Annotated in this window: 15 protein-coding genes; 5 read left to right on the plus strand and 10 right to left on the minus strand. The window is 52.6% G+C overall.

Annotated elements, in window-relative coordinates; genetic code table 11:
* Nucleotides 1-8 precede the first annotated feature (8 nt).
* Nucleotides 9-1,058, minus strand: coding sequence for an alpha/beta hydrolase family protein (locus tag ACFO3I_RS07945; RefSeq protein ID WP_377333133.1), 1,050 nt, complete (start codon nucleotides 1,056-1,058; stop codon nucleotides 9-11).
* 187 nt (nucleotides 1,059-1,245) lie between these two features.
* Here ACFO3I_RS07945 and ACFO3I_RS07950 point away from each other — a divergent pair, with 187 nt between their 5' ends.
* Nucleotides 1,246-2,472: an MFS transporter gene (locus ACFO3I_RS07950; protein WP_377333134.1), complete on the plus strand. Its 1,227-nt coding sequence runs from the start codon at nucleotides 1,246-1,248 to the stop codon at nucleotides 2,470-2,472.
* A gap of 61 nt (nucleotides 2,473-2,533) precedes the next feature.
* Here ACFO3I_RS07950 and ACFO3I_RS07955 read toward each other — a convergent pair whose 3' ends face one another.
* Both ACFO3I_RS07955 and ACFO3I_RS07960 read right to left on the minus strand, forming a co-directional pair.
* The gene (locus ACFO3I_RS07955) at nucleotides 2,534-4,156 is read right to left on the minus strand and encodes a methyl-accepting chemotaxis protein (RefSeq protein WP_377333135.1); all 1,623 of its coding nucleotides are present in this window, start codon (nucleotides 4,154-4,156) and stop codon (nucleotides 2,534-2,536) included.
* 210 nt (nucleotides 4,157-4,366) lie between these two features.
* Nucleotides 4,367-5,053 carry a glutathione S-transferase family protein gene (locus ACFO3I_RS07960; protein WP_377333136.1) on the minus strand — a complete coding sequence of 229 codons (687 nt, stop codon included), beginning with the start codon at nucleotides 5,051-5,053 and terminating at the stop codon, nucleotides 4,367-4,369.
* 156 nt (nucleotides 5,054-5,209) lie between these two features.
* Between ACFO3I_RS07960 and ACFO3I_RS07965 the strand changes: the two genes are divergently transcribed.
* Genes ACFO3I_RS07965 through ACFO3I_RS07980 form a run of 4 tightly spaced genes read left to right on the plus strand, consistent with a single transcriptional unit; the run spans nucleotide 5,210 to nucleotide 7,094 of the window.
* Nucleotides 5,210-5,605 carry an ArsR/SmtB family transcription factor gene (locus ACFO3I_RS07965; protein WP_377333137.1) on the plus strand — a complete coding sequence of 132 codons (396 nt, stop codon included), beginning with the start codon at nucleotides 5,210-5,212 and terminating at the stop codon, nucleotides 5,603-5,605.
* Entirely contained in the window at nucleotides 5,602-6,114 is a 513-nt protein-coding gene (locus tag ACFO3I_RS07970) for an SRPBCC domain-containing protein (protein ID WP_377333139.1), read from the plus strand. The genes ACFO3I_RS07965 and ACFO3I_RS07970 overlap by 4 nt, the downstream gene beginning before the upstream one ends.
* A gap of 17 nt (nucleotides 6,115-6,131) precedes the next feature.
* Nucleotides 6,132-6,695: a DUF5655 domain-containing protein gene (locus ACFO3I_RS07975; protein ID WP_377333141.1), complete on the plus strand. Its 564-nt coding sequence runs from the start codon at nucleotides 6,132-6,134 to the stop codon at nucleotides 6,693-6,695.
* Nucleotides 6,696-6,722: 27 nt separating this feature from the next.
* The gene (locus tag ACFO3I_RS07980; protein WP_377333143.1) at nucleotides 6,723-7,094 is read left to right on the plus strand and encodes a VOC family protein; all 372 of its coding nucleotides are present in this window, start codon (nucleotides 6,723-6,725) and stop codon (nucleotides 7,092-7,094) included.
* Between the two features lie 53 nt (nucleotides 7,095-7,147).
* Here ACFO3I_RS07980 and ACFO3I_RS07985 read toward each other — a convergent pair whose 3' ends face one another.
* The 7 genes from ACFO3I_RS07985 to ACFO3I_RS08015 all read right to left on the minus strand — a co-directional run bounded on the left by ACFO3I_RS07985 (nucleotide 7,148) and on the right by ACFO3I_RS08015 (nucleotide 14,446).
* Complete coding sequence (locus ACFO3I_RS07985) at nucleotides 7,148-7,663, minus strand: hypothetical protein (RefSeq protein ID WP_377333144.1); 516 nt, start codon at nucleotides 7,661-7,663, stop codon at nucleotides 7,148-7,150.
* A 234-nt stretch (nucleotides 7,664-7,897) separates the two neighbouring features.
* The gene (locus tag ACFO3I_RS07990) at nucleotides 7,898-8,647 is read right to left on the minus strand and encodes a 3-keto-disaccharide hydrolase (protein WP_377333145.1); all 750 of its coding nucleotides are present in this window, start codon (nucleotides 8,645-8,647) and stop codon (nucleotides 7,898-7,900) included.
* A gap of 22 nt (nucleotides 8,648-8,669) precedes the next feature.
* Nucleotides 8,670-9,272, minus strand: a complete 603-nt coding sequence (locus tag ACFO3I_RS07995) for a gluconate 2-dehydrogenase subunit 3 family protein (protein WP_377333147.1) — start codon at nucleotides 9,270-9,272, stop codon at nucleotides 8,670-8,672.
* 1 nt (nucleotide 9,273) lies between these two features.
* Nucleotides 9,274-10,965: a GMC oxidoreductase gene (locus ACFO3I_RS08000; RefSeq protein WP_377333149.1), complete on the minus strand. Its 1,692-nt coding sequence runs from the start codon at nucleotides 10,963-10,965 to the stop codon at nucleotides 9,274-9,276.
* A gap of 219 nt (nucleotides 10,966-11,184) precedes the next feature.
* Nucleotides 11,185-12,090 carry a hydroxypyruvate isomerase family protein gene (locus tag ACFO3I_RS08005; RefSeq protein WP_377333151.1) on the minus strand — a complete coding sequence of 302 codons (906 nt, stop codon included), beginning with the start codon at nucleotides 12,088-12,090 and terminating at the stop codon, nucleotides 11,185-11,187.
* Between the two features lie 3 nt (nucleotides 12,091-12,093).
* Nucleotides 12,094-13,311, minus strand: a complete 1,218-nt coding sequence (locus tag ACFO3I_RS08010) for a nucleoside permease (RefSeq protein ID WP_377333153.1) — start codon at nucleotides 13,309-13,311, stop codon at nucleotides 12,094-12,096.
* A gap of 76 nt (nucleotides 13,312-13,387) precedes the next feature.
* Nucleotides 13,388-14,446: a sugar phosphate isomerase/epimerase family protein gene (locus tag ACFO3I_RS08015; protein WP_377333155.1), complete on the minus strand. Its 1,059-nt coding sequence runs from the start codon at nucleotides 14,444-14,446 to the stop codon at nucleotides 13,388-13,390.
* Between the last annotated feature and the right edge of the window lie 18 nt (nucleotides 14,447-14,464).

The raw sequence follows: 14,464 nt of genomic DNA on the forward strand, positions 1-14,464 counted from the left end.
TAAGTGCATCACTTCAGCTGCTGTTTTAACCACTGCACCATGTCTGTCCGGACTTGCTGCTGCACCGGAGCAAAGCTGTGGTTAGCCGCAGGATAGAGCATGAGCTGGTAAGGCCATTGGCGTTTTTCCAGTTCGCCAGCCATAAGTTTGGACTGAGCCACTTCGACCCGCTCATCCTGCTCACCGTGTTGCAGCAACAGCGGCACCTTGGGTAAGTCGTCAAGGAAATACAGCGCAGAGCGTGCCCGTAACAGCGCCGTTTTATTGTCGGCATAGCCTGGCATACGCTGCTGATAAACCTTCTCCATGGCAGGCCTGAACTGCAGATGAGATTCTAAATCGGCCACCCCAGCGCCAACCACCAGAGCTTTCACTGGGCCAGGCCACTGGGTAGCCGCCAGATAGGTCATCATGCCGCCTCTGCTATGGCCCCAAATAGCCAGTTGGCTGCTATCGGCTTGCGGCAATTGATCGGCAATGGCTTTTAGCGCCAGCACATCAGCCACTTCAGCCCCGCCAAACTCATCATGCAACAAGGTCGCCCCAAGCTTGAGTTGATCCGAACGATAGTTACTGGCGAGGATCACAAAACCCTGCTCTGCCACCGGCATCAGCTGCTGATACACCTGACCAAACACCAACTGGCCAAAGTCGCCATTGCCACCCCGGTTAAAAATCAGCACTGGCAGTTTTTTATCGGCACTTTTGGGTGACAGGATATAACCACGCACCGAATGTCCATCTACTGTGTAGCGAATTTCGTTGCAGTCGACATTGGCCTGATAACGGGCAAAGTCTTGCGCTTTAAATTGTTGCTCCAGCATAGCCCGACGCTGTTGTGGGTCCACGCCTGGTTTGGCTGGCTGCGCATTCAGCCAGTCGAGAAAGCTCTGATGGCTGACTGCCGGGCCTGAAAAGCAAGAGCGCTGTTTTTCAATCTGCACAGGCGTCGGTTCAGGGCTGAGTGGCGCCGGTGTTTTGGTGGTGAAAGCCGATAACGAATACGCAGAAGTCAGGCCAGACAGCAGCAGAAGTGCAGAGAACGCAGTACATCTCATTGTTGTTACATCCATGTAATAAAAACCACAGCAAACTAACTGAAGCTTTATCCAACAGTCAACTGCTTCGTGCTCGGCAAGCTATGGCTTTGGCCGGATTGCTTGCGCTTCTGGCCTGTCTGCTACTTGCCGGTTTTTTTGCGTACAGCGATAGTAAGCCTGTGCTGAATTCTTAGTGGAGCCCGTCATGTTTGATGCTGTGCGTAAGCCCGGAGTGCAAGGCGTGGTGCTCGCCGCCGCCGGTATTTTGATGGTGACAATGGGCATACGCCAGTCCTTTGGCCTTTTTGTGAACCCTATTAATGCCGACACAGGCTTGGGCCTGGTCGCTATCAGTTTCGCGCTGGCGATAGCGCAGTTTTGTTGGGGAGCAGTACAACCGGTTGCCGGCATTCTGGCCGATAAATACGGCCCCAAACCTGTGCTTTCTTATGGCTTGCTGATCCTCGCCATTGGCTGTGCGCTGACGCCTTTTATTCAGAACAGCTTTGGCCTTATTTTTACCATAGGCCTGCTGAGTGCTATAGGTGCCGGAGCCAGTAGTTTCTCGGTATTGATTGGTGCCGCAGCGCAACGTTTGCCTGCCGAAGCACGGGGTTCCGCCTCAGGCATCATTAACGCCGGTGGCTCATTGGGCCAATTTGTGTTTGCACCACTGGCGCAAAAACTGATTGCGCTATTTGGCTGGATGGGCGCAATTTGGGCGCTGGCGATTGCAGCACTGGCGGCATTGCCGCTGATTAATAAAGTGACTGGCCAGCAAGAGACCGAACACAGTCATGCCGCCCAGGCCAAAGATGAGTCGCGCATCTGGCCAACCATACGCCAGGCGTTAACAGACCGCAGTTATGCATTGGTTCATTTGGGCTTTTTTACCTGTGGTTTTCATGTCGCCTTCCTGGTTACCCACTTGCCCGGCGAAGTCGAGCTTTGTGGTTTACCTGCAAGTGTGGCCAGCTGGTCGCTGGCGCTGATAGGTCTGGCCAATATTGCCGGCAGCCTCTATGCGGGCGCTTCTGTGGCGAAGTATCGCAGTAAACATATCCTCGCGCTGATGTATGCATCGCGGGCTGTGCTGGTCGGCTGGTATTTGCTGATGCCAAAAACCGAATGGACTTTCTACCTGTTTGCCATTGGATTGGGCCTGACCTGGCTGGCGACGGTGCCGCCTACTGCCGCCATTGTTGGTAAACTTTTTGGTACCCGATACCTGGCCACCTTATTTGGTCTGACCTTATTCTCCCACCAGATTGGCGGTTTCTTAGGTGCCTGGCTTGGCGGCCTGGCGATCACAGAGTTCGGTGATTTCAGCTGGATGTGGTATGCCGATATAGCGTTGGCGTTGGTTGCTGCAGCGGCAAACCTGCCAATCAAAGAAGCGAAAATTGCCCCAGCGCAGGCCCAGCCGGCCTGAGCCTCAATTAAGGCAGACAACAAAGCCGGAGCGAAGTCCGGCTTTGTTGTCGGTGCCGCCATTACACCCTGAACTGGGTGACCAGCTGATTCAAATGTTCGGCCAGACGGGCCAGCTCAGCACTGGAGGCCTGGGTCTCGTGGGCACCTTCCGAGGTTTGCGCCGACAGGTCACGGATATTCAGCAAGCCGCGATCCACTTCGCGGGCCACAGTGGCCTGCTGCTCAGCGGCACTGGCCACTGTCATATTCTGATCGTTAATCTGGCCAAGTGACACCGCAATGCCGGAAAACGCGGTACCGGCCGCATCAGAGGCCTGACGGGTTTCAGTCGCTACTTTACTGCTGCGTTCAATGCTCTCCACTGTCTGCTGAGTTTCCGCCTGCACCGCCTGCATCATCTTTTCAATTTCTTTGGTCGATTCCTGCGTTCTGTGTGCCAGCGCACGCACTTCATCGGCCACCACAGCAAAACCACGACCACTTTCGCCGGCTCGGGCCGCTTCAATGGCGGCGTTTAACGCCAACAAGTTGGTTTGGTCGGCAATAGCACGAATGACATCCAGCACTGAACCAATGCTTTGTACCCGTTCCACCAGTTGCACTATCCCCTGGCGTGCCTGCTGTAAATCGGTTTCCAGTACGCGGATAGAGTCCACAGCCAGGTCAACCCGCTGCTTGCCGTGTTTGGCTTCTTCGTCGGCTTCAGTGGAGTTCCGTGACGTTTCCAGCGCATTACGGGCCACATCTTCAATAGCCGCCGTCAGCTCGGTCACTGCGGTCACCGCCATATCCAGCTCCATACTTTGCTGGTTCAGAGTACGGGAGGATTGTTCAGTCACGACGGACAGTTCTTCAGAGGTCGCTGCCAGCTGAGACGACGAGTGGCTGATATCGTGAATGGTTTTTCTCAGCTGCTGCTGCATACGCGCCATGGCACGGATCATCTCACCGGCTTCATCCGGTTCATCGTCATGAAAGTTCTGGGTTAAGTCACCCGAAGCAATACGTTGACTGACCAGCACCGCGTTATTCATCGGTAAGGTTAAACTGCGGCTAAAGAAAAACGCCAGCACGCCACCCAAACCAATAGCAAGCACAATCACAGTAACCATGCTGGTGTTGGCCATCACAATGCTGCGTTTGGCATTTTCAGACTGTTGATGCGCAGTTGTCTTCTGGTATTGCGCTAAATCAGCCAGCGCCTGAGTGAGGTTAGCTGACGCCTGATTGACGCCTTGTCCACGCATCGCTTGCGCTTCAGCATAGTGTTCATCCCGCATCAACGTCAGCATCTTGCTATGCATACTGTCGTAGCCGGCTTTGGCTTGCAGCACTTTATCGAATGTCGCCTTGCCTGCTGCGCTTTTATGGAATTCGGATGCCTGTGCTGAGAACTGATCGTAGTTTTTCATCACAACAGACAACTGCTGCCATTCCTGCTGGCGCTCTTCTTCCGTTTGGGCCAACAGAATGTTGACGGTGCGAAGGCGGATCAGCATAAACTCCCGGTTCATTTCAGCCACCAGCATAGTGGCTGGCAGTCGCCGGTCGGCAATATTATCGATACTGGCCTGGGTTTCGGCAAAACGGAACATTGCCACTACACCAACAATTACACTGACTAAAACTAACAGGCCAAATGACAAAGCCAATCGTTTCCCTACTTTTAATTTACGCAGCATCTGGTTACTCTCAACAGAAAAATGAATATAAAACCCTTGGTAATAAGCGACCTTACCGCAAGTTTTCTTTAACCTCCCCCAGCTGAGCAAAAAATAGCCAGCCTGGAAGGCTGGCGATTATATAGACAGGTTAAATTAATTCACTCATTGTAGACAGACGACCAGTTATCTTCGACCAATAACCGAAGAATCTGATTTAGTACCTAAATATCAACCACTTACTCTGTAATCGGCCAACATCTTTCCTTGGCCAAGTGCTGCAGCTTCGTGTTCAGTTTCGCGATACGGCTCGGCCAGAGCTTGCTGATACCACAACTGCATCGCCGGTTTTTGCAGCAAAAAGCGGGCATAGTCAGCGGCTTGCTCTGACAGTGGCAAACCGTAGGTCTGACAACGAAACACCACAGGGGCATAAAAGGCGTCCACAGCACTGAAATTCGCACCAGCCAGATAAGGGCCGCCAAAGCTATCCAACCCTTGTTGCCACAACTCGCTGATCCGCTTCAGATCCTGCATCACTGCCGCTGGCAAAGGCGATTTGTCAAAACGGCCACCGGCATGGAAAGGGCAATAACTGCGCAAGCCGGTGAAACCTGAGTGCATTTCTGCACTGGCCGAACGGGCCCAGCTACGCGCTTTGGCATCGGCAGGCCAAACGCCGCTATGGCGCTCTGCCAGATATTCCACAATGGCCAGCGAATCCCACACCACCCAGCCTCCATCATGCAGGCAAGGCACTTTGGCATTAGGGGCAAAGTCTTTAAACACAGCAGCATTGTCATTACTCAGAAACTGCACCTGCTTTTCTTCAAAGGCAATACCGAGCTCTGTCAGTAGTAACCAGGGCCGCAATGACCAGGACGAGTAATTTTTGTTGGCGATAAATAACTGATACATAAAGACACTCCTTTTTTCACTAGTGTAACTGCCCTATGCCGCAGTACCAGCTGCAATCAGGCCAGCTTCGGCAACAAATAAGCCCATTCTTCACCACTGGTCTGATTTGACAGAAACGCAGCCATAGGTAACCATTTTGTTACTTATGGAGCATCTATGAACGAACAACAACTGGACCAGGTGTTTCTGGCACTGGCGAACAGCAGCAGACGTTTGCTGTTGGATCTGATTGCCGCCAGACCTGGCTGCACGCTCAGCCAACTGCAGGCTGATTTCAGCATCAGCCGTATTGGCCTGATGAAACATCTGCAGGTGTTACTGGATGCGGATCTGGTGCTTGCGCAAAAACAAGGCCGGGAACGGCCTCTTTATTTTAACCCTGTGCCTTTGCAGCAGATCCATCTGCGTTGGGGCGAACAATACCGGGATTTTTGGGCCAGTCAGTTGCTGCGGCTAAAAGCTGCAGTGGAACAGAAAAACCCAGCCCCACAGCAAACCGAACTGAACCATACAGAACTGAACCACACCGAACTGAAGAAGGAATTATCATGACCGAAACCAGCAGACTGGTGTCCAAAATTGTGATCAACGGCAGCCTCGAAGCCATCTGGCGCGAGCTGACCAAAAATGATGAACCCCAGGCTGCTGTGTTTAATGCCTGGTTACACGCCCAGGCTTTAGTGCCAGGTGCCAGCTTGCAGATGCGCACAGCAGACGGCCGCAATGTGCTGGTGATTGGCAAGGTAATGGAATATGAGCCACCCTACCGTTTTGTCCACAGCTTTCGATTTACTCAATACGACGACCCGGAATCTGTGGTCTGTTATCAGCTGACGCAGCTGGAGCACGGAGTGGAAGTGTCACTGATTGTTGAAAACCTGCCGGTTGGCAGCCGTACCGCCAAAGATATGACCGGTGGCAGCACCATGATCCTGAACACCTTAAAAGCCGTGGTCGAAACCGGCAAACCGGCCTTTGGCACCCGCGTGATGTATTTCCTGTTCAGCAAACTGGGCTTTGTGTTACCCGCCAAAACCCGCGTTGAACATTGGCCTTTGTAATAAGTAAGGAATAACAAATGACAGCGATCACAAGCGCCGAACAAAGCCAATGGCGCAATCTGGAGCAGAGCAGCGGTAAATCACAAGCTGAATGGCTGACGCTGGCCAATCAACAAAAATTCGACAAACACAGTGAATTGGTGAACTGGCTGAAAAGCGAATTTGGTATAGGCCATGGCTACGCCAATCTGGTGGCGCACAGGGCCAAAGAAGCAGCTGCTGGCGGGCCAGCCGAAGCAGAAGACTTAGTAGCGGCCCAATACGCAGGTGCCAAAGCCGCTTTGAAACCCTGGTATGAAGAGCTGCTGCAGTATCTGCAAAGCCTGGGGACTGATATTGAAATCAGCCCGAAAAAAACCTATGTCAGTATCAGGCGTAACAAACAATTTGCATTAATTCAGCCCTCTACCGCCACCCGACTGGACATAGGCCTGAATTTAAAAGGCACAGAACCACAAGGCTTGCTGGAAGCGTCCGGCAGTTTTAACGCCATGTGCAGCCATCGTATTCGTGTCAGTCAGGCGGCGGATCTGAACGATGAACTGAAACATTGGCTAAAAGAAGCCTATTTAAAAGGCTGAAGACCTCAGGTTTAAGGAGATAAACACATGTTATTAGGCGCATTTTCGGTCAGCTTAACGGTGAAGGATATTGAAGCATCCAGGCAGTTTTATCAGAAACTTGGCTTCACTGTTTTTGCCGGCGATCAAAGCCAGAACTGGTTAATACTCAAAAATGGCGACACAGTCCTGGGGTTATTTCAAGGCATGTTTGAGAAAAACATCCTGACCTTTAACCCAGGCTGGAACCAGAACGCAGAACCTTTGGCCGAATTTACCGATATCCGCCAGATCCAACAACAGCTGCTGGCCCAAGGTATTCAACTGCAGAAAAGCGCCGATGAAACCAGTTCAGGCCCAGCCCATCTGGTACTTGAAGATCCGGACGGCAACCAGATTATGCTTGATCAACACAGGTAAAGCATGGGGTCAGGACAACCTGCCCCATAAGAATTAGGCATTGAACCGATGTATCAGATAGCGTTGGTGCTTTGTGTTCCTTTAAAACGTCGCGTCCAAACCTCACGCAGCCAGGTCGCCACACAAGCCAAGACCATGGCTGGCAAGGACATCAGCAAAGGCAATACAGCTCCAAATGCAAGGCTCATCACCAGTACATACCCCAGCACAATTTCGGCCCTGTGCAGTGGTAACACCAGCGCCATGACAAACACCGCTATAAACAACGGTTGGGTGATCTGTTCTGCTCCGGCTAAAAATGAACCTGCAACCGCAGCAGCGTAGAGGCCAGCTAAGGCAAAATTGCGCCAGAAGCTGAACAGGTTGATTACTCTGAAACGACGGCTGGCCAGCACGCCCAACACAGGAAAAATCAGAGCTCCCCAGGCATTGGACACTGTGGGTAAGCTGGGGTCAGCCAATAAATGGTGGGCTTCAATGCCGCCATGTAACCATTGCCAGCCCAGCGGCAGCAGACCCATCGCTAAAGTAAGCAACCACAACAACTGCGTCTGACGATTATTGTTCAACCCTGTTCTCCTTGTTTATTAACAACGAATTTACCTTAGCAAAAATTTTCTAAGCCCAAACTGTTGAATCGTAAGCAAATATAACAAAGCAGCCGCTGGAGGCCGGGGGGGAAACTAAGTCTGGAGTGCTGCGTTACTATCAGGTCAATCAGGAGAGCTGTTCTTGGAATTCTTAGGGGTCAGGTCTTGGATTTTGCGTTTCAATGCAAAATTCAAGACCTGACCCCAACGATATTAATTCAGTTTACGCAGCCAGATATTGCGGAAACTGACTTTATCGCCATGGTCCTGCAGCTTTAGCGGCAGGCAGCCATGAGCTTTCACCTGAGGCGGGCCAATCCATTCAGTAGTGCCAGCAATTTCAGTGTGGTTTTGTACCAGAACACCGTTATGCAGCACTGTGACATAACCCGGGCTCAGTCGTTTATCGCCATCAAAACGCGGCGCTTTATAGATAATGTCGTACTGCTGCCACTGGCCGGCCGGCCGGGTGGCGTTGACCAGAGGAATGGTTTGCTTGTAGACAGAGCCGGCCTGACCATTGGGATAGGTCGGGTTGTTGTACGAATCCAGCACCTGAATTTCATACATGCTTTGCAGGAAAATACCACTGTTATTGCGCCCCTGCCCTTCTTTGTCCATCCGGTCGCTGTCGACTTTCCATTCGACATGAAGCTGAACATCACAGAAGCCCTGCTTGGTTTCAATGTCGCCCGAACCAGGTTTCACCTGCAATACGCCGTCTTGCAACGACCAATCTGCCTTGCCGCCTTTCGCAGATTGCCACTGGCTTAAGTCGGCGCCCAGCAGCGCAATCGCATCGGACGGCACAGCACCTTCCGCGGCGCTGACCACAGCCGGTACCGGCTGCCAGACTTCCGTCTTGGCCGCCAGTTGATGCATTTCTTGTTCAGACAGTTGTTTGTCCGCCGCCAGCGCACCACAGGCAGGCATCAGGGCCAACACCCAGATTAACTTTTTCATTCGTATGATTCCTTTGTTCTGTCTAGGTCGCCCAGGCCTTGTCGCCTTTTTTATAGGGAAGATCACCGTCGTATTTACCAGGCACAGCCACATAACGCAGTGCTTCGGTGCCCCCCACCTGAGAGCTGAAGAAGGTAAATAAACTCAGCTGTTTCAATAAGGTGAAGTAATGCAGCTCGCCTTTACGTTCAGATGATTTGGAGCTGGCCAGCGAACTGCTGCCCTCCAGCCCGCTGGTGCCACCTTGCTTGGCGTCCTGGTCCAGCTTGCTCAGCAGCTGCAGCTTTTGCTCGGGTTTCAGTGCCATAAAGTCTTGTTTAAACTGCTGTTTACTCAGCTGTTTGATTTGCTTTAACCCAGCAAAAAATAAGGTCTGGTGTTCCAGGCTGTAGCAGTCATTCACCAGCACGGCCATCACGGCGCCACAACCGGCAGCTTTGGCACCAGGCGTGCTGGTTTGCGGCAGAATGGTTTCGGCAATTTCATCCAACATCGCCACATCATCGGCGGTGTACAGGGTTTTACCTGCATCCGGCGACTTCATACCAGCCGCCCAGAGCTCACCACCCACCATGGCCATGCCGGTGGCTGCTGCGATCATTTTTAATAAGTCGCGTCTGTTCATCTTACAGCTCCCCTTTTTTCAGCTGCTCAACCGCAAAATTGGCGGCGCGGGCTGTCAGTGCCATATAGGTCAGCGACGGGTTCACGCACGAAGCTGAAGTCATACAGGCGCCATCGGTGACAAAGACATTCGGCGCATCCCACACCTGGTTATTGCCGTTCAGCACCGAGGTTTTCGGGTCACGCCCCATCCGGGCCGTGCCCATTTCGTGAATACCCATACCCGGGCCATAATCGCCGGCATAACCCTGTACGTTTTTCACGCCAGCCGCTTCCAGAATATCGATAGCGTCTTGTTTCATGTCTTCACGCATTTTCAGCTCATTAGCTTTGAGCTCAACATCCATCGCCAGCACAGGTAAACCCCATTTGTCCTTGCGGTTTTTGTCGAGGAAAATGCGGTTGCTATGGTCCGGCAGAATTTCACCGAAGCCACCCATACCAATGCTCCATGGGCCTGGCTGAGTCAACGCATCTTTAAAGTCAGCGCCAATGCTGAGCTCTGCCACATTGCGGCTCCAGCCCTGACGGCTGGCCGAGCCCTGGTAACCGAAACCACGCAGGTAGTCGCGCTTGTCGCCACCCCAGTTACGGAAGCGCGGAATATAGAAACCTGACGGACGACGGCCAAAATAGTATTTGTCGTCAAAGCCTTCCACTTCACCAAAAGCGCCAACGCCTAAGTGGTGGTCCATCACGTTATGACCCAGCTCACCGCTGCTGCTGCCAAGGCCGCCTTGCCAAATGTCGGTGGCAGAATTCATCAGAATCCAGGTGGAGTTAAAGGACGAGGCATTAAGGAACACAATCTTACTGGTGAACTCGTAAGTCATCTTGGTTTCGCTGTCCAGCACTTCCACACCACGGGCTTTTTTGCTGTTTTTGTCATACAGCACCTGGGTCACAATAGAAAAGGGCCGCACCGTTAAATTGCCGGTTTTCATCGCCACAGGTAAGGTGGCCGACTGGGTACTGAAATAACCGCCAAAAGGACAACCTAACCAGCACTTGTTACGGTACTGACAGCCCACCCGGTTTTGTTCAGGTTTAGGCTGGGTAATGTTGGCACAGCGGCCATGGATCATATGACGGCTGCCGCCAAATTGCTTTTTCAGCCGTTCAGCTACTGTTTTTTCGACAATATTCAGCGGCACCGGCGGTAAATACTGGCCATCCGGCAATACATCCAGACCGTCGCGCACCCCGGAGATGCCAGCAAAACGTTCGGCATAGTCGTACCATGGCGCCAAATCCTGGTAACGGATTGGCCAATCAACGGCTATACCGTCTTTGAGGTTGGCTTCAAAATCCAGTTCGTTAAAACGATAACTCTGACGACCCCACAGCAGCGAGCGGCCACCCAAATGGTAACCACGGAACCAGTCGTAACGCTTCACTTCGGTGTAAGGCGACTCCTGCTCATTGGCCCACATGCCAAAGGTACTTTCGTTTAACGGATAGTCACGCGACAGCACCGGGTAGTCTTTTTTCATTTGATTGGTCGGTTTGTCACGGTGCGGATAATCCCAGGCTTCTTTAAAAGCGTTTGGGTAGTCCTTGATATGTTCAATAGGTCGTCCGCGTTCCAGTAGCAGTACTTTCAGGCCTTTTTCGGTCAGCTCTTTAGCTGCCCAACCACCGCTGATGCCAGACCCTACTACTATGGCGTCGTAATGATTGTTCGCTGTTGTCATTTATGATCCCCTGTGATGGGCGGGTTTCTACCCGTCGTCCTTGAAGCTGCGACTTTGGTGACTGCGCCATGTCGCCCCAGTCACATAGGTTAGCTATGTTGCTGGGGTTTCACTGGCTTGTCGCCTGCCCGCATCTTCAAGTGACTTGGGTATAGAGCCCTGTTCTCGTTATAAGTTGTTCAGGGCAGTGCACCTGCCCCGCTCTGATCCTTGACCTGTTCAGACGTCGCAAATCTGAATGGCCTGCGCCAGCGCAGCCGCCCTACCGGCTTTGCTGTCGGCTGTTGGAATAAATTCCTGCGCCAGGTAACCGCTAAAGGGTAAATCCCGGATCGCTTTGGCAATGGCCAGGTAGTTCAGCTCCTGGCTGTCATCAATTTCATGACGGCCCGGTACACCCGCCGTATGGTAGTGACCAAAATACTGATGGTGCTGTTTGATAGTGCTGATAATGTCGCCTTCCATAATCTGCATATGGTAGATGTCATACAGCAACTTAAAGTTCGGTGAACCCAGTCGTTTACACAGCTCTATGCCCCAGGCAGAGCTGTCGGCCAGATAGTCCGGATGATCGACTTTGCTGTTAAACAGCTCCATCTGCAGGACCACGCCACGCTGTTGTGCTTTGGGCAATATCTGCTTTAAGCCCTTAACCGCATTGCTCAGTGCCGTTTCATCATCCATGCCCCGACGGTTACCACTAAAGCAAATCAGATTGGTGTAACCGGCGTCCGCCACTAAATCGATATGCTTCAGGTAACGGGGGATCAGTGCCTCGTGAAATTCAGCTCCGCCAAAACCGTCGGTCAGATTCAGCTCAGCTCCGTTGCACATCGAACTATCAACGCCATGTTTTTTCAGGGTCGGCCAGTCTTCCGGGCCGACCAGGTCAATAGCGTTAAAGCCCAATGACTTAATCAGCTGGCAAAGTTCGTCAATTGACAAATCACCATAGGTCCAACGGCTGACTGAGTGTCGGATATTGCCTTTCAGTGGCGCGGATTTCGGGCTGGCTGAAGCCGAACTTAAAAAGCCAGTCGCGCCTAACACCGACACGCCAACGGCACCGGCGGCCAGTTGTTTCAGCAATTCCCGCCGCGGCAGGTGGTGTGGGTTCTGAGTCATGTGTTACTCCTGACGCAGCGGTTCGTTTTTAAACACCAGCGCAAACACCACCAGCACCAGCGCGGCGAATCCTGCCGGGAATAACCAGATGCTGGCCCAGTCGGTCGCTTCCGCTGTGCTATACGCATCAGTAATTTTGCCCGCCACACTGAAACCAATCAGCATACCGACACCGTAAGTGGCCAGGGTGATCAGACCTTGAGCTGAGCTGCGAATTGCCGCCCCTGCTTTGCTGTTGGTGTAGATTTGGCCGGAGACAAAGAAGAAGTCGTAACAAATACCGTGCAGCGCAATACCCAGTAACAACATCCAGACGCTGCTACCGGCATCACCATAGGCAAACAGCACATAACGCAGCACCCAGGCCGCCATGCCCAGCAGTAAGGTCCAGCGAATACCAAAACGGTTTAAGAACAGGGGCAGTGCCAACATAAACAGCACTTCAGACGCCTGACCCAAGGTCATTTTTCCCGTCGCGTTTTCCACACCAATACCAGTCAGAAACGGGTTAGCATTCTGGTAATAAAACGCCAGCGGAATACAGATCAGCACTGAGGCAATGAAAAACAAAAAGAAGTTTTTATCTTTGAGCAGGGCCAACGCATCCAGGCCCAGCAACTCACCGATTTTCAGCTGCTGGCCACGGCCGGCTGGCGGCGTGGCTGGCAAGGTAAAGCTGTACACACCCAACACTGCGGACGCGATAGCGCACATCAGGAAGGTATTTTTCAGCAGACCGTCAGCAATGCCTTGTTGTGAATCCCAGCCAAACAGGTAGCTGATCACCAGACCGGCGGCAATCCAGCCCACAGTGCCCCAAACGCGAATTTTGCCAAACTCCAGATCCGGCTGCTTTAACTGGCCGAATGACACTGAGTTCACCAGCGCCAGAGTCGGCATATACACCAGCATATAAGCCAGTACTAACGGATAAAAACTGCCGAAGTCGCCGGACTGATACATCAGGAACATCAGCACGGCACCCGCTAAGTGCAGCAGGCCAAGCAGACGTTCGGCATTAAAAAAACGGTCAGCAATCAAACCGACAAAAAACGGCGCGATAATAGCGCCCCAAGACTGGGTGGAAAACGCCGCGCCCATTTGAGCACCTGTGGCTGAAAGGTTCTGACTTAAAAAAGTACCCAAAGTGACAAACCAGCCACCCCAGATAAAAAACTGCAAAAACATCATGCTGCTTAAGCGTAGTTTGATGCTGTCCATAGGTTCCCCGCTGCTGTTGGACTCTCGTTATTGTGGTTATTTGTTGTTGTGTTTTACCTAAATGACGCCAGACGACTTAGTCGTCCAGTCCCAGAATACGGCGGTTGCGTTTTGCATCCGTCGCGGCGCCGGCAAAATCGTCAAAGGCTTTTTTGGCACGGTCAATTAAATGCCCGGCAATAAAAGGCGCACCTTCAGCAGCGCCCTGGGCAGAATCTTTCAGGCAACACTCCCATTCCAGCACCGCCCAACCGTCAAAACCGTATTGGGTCAGTTTGCTGAAAATACTGGCAAAATCGACCTGCCCATCGCCCAAAGAGCGGAAGCGTCCCGGGCGGTTCACCCAGTCCTGATAGCCGCCATAGACACCGCTGCGACCATTGGGTCTGAACTCAGCATCTTTGACATGGAACATTTTGATCCGGCTGTGATAGCGGTCGATAAAATCCAGGTAATCCAGTTGCTGCAGCACAAAATGGCTGGGGTCAAACAGAATGTTGGCGCGTGGGTGGTTGTTAACCGCTGCCAGGAACTGCTCAAAACTGGCGCCGTCATGCAAATCTTCACCTGGGTGAATTTCGTAGCAAACATCAACACCGGCTTCGTCAAAGGCATCCAGAATAGGCAACCAGCGTTTGGCAAGCTCAGCAAAGCCCTGCTCCACCAGGCCAGCCGGCCGTTGTGGCCAGGGGTAGACCAGATGCCACAGCAAAGCCCCCGAAAAGGTGGCATGCGCTTTTAAGCCCAGCCGCTGGCTGGCTTTGGCGGCGTATTTCAGTTGCTGAATGGCCCATTCGGTGCGCTCAGCCGGCTTGCCACGCAAGGCTTCTGGTGCGAAGTTATCAAACAGCTCGTTATACGCCGGATGCACCGCCACCAGTTGTCCCTGTAAGTGGGTCGACAGCTCGGTAATGGCAATACCATGCTCAGCACAGGCCGCTTTCATAGCATCGCAATACGCCTGACTATTGGCCGCTTGTTCGAGGTCGAAAAACGCCGGGTCGTTGGTGGGCACTTGCACACCTTTGTACCCGAGATCCGCCGCCCATTTCGCCATTGTTTTTAAACTGTTAAACGGCGCTTCACCGCCCATAAACTGCGCCAGGAAAATCGCCGGGCCTTGAATTTGACTCATGTTGCTCTCCTAAGCGTT

Origin of the sequence: Rheinheimera marina, assembly GCF_042654345.1 — a bacterium.
GTDB lineage: Bacteria > Pseudomonadota > Gammaproteobacteria > Enterobacterales > Alteromonadaceae > Pararheinheimera > Pararheinheimera marina.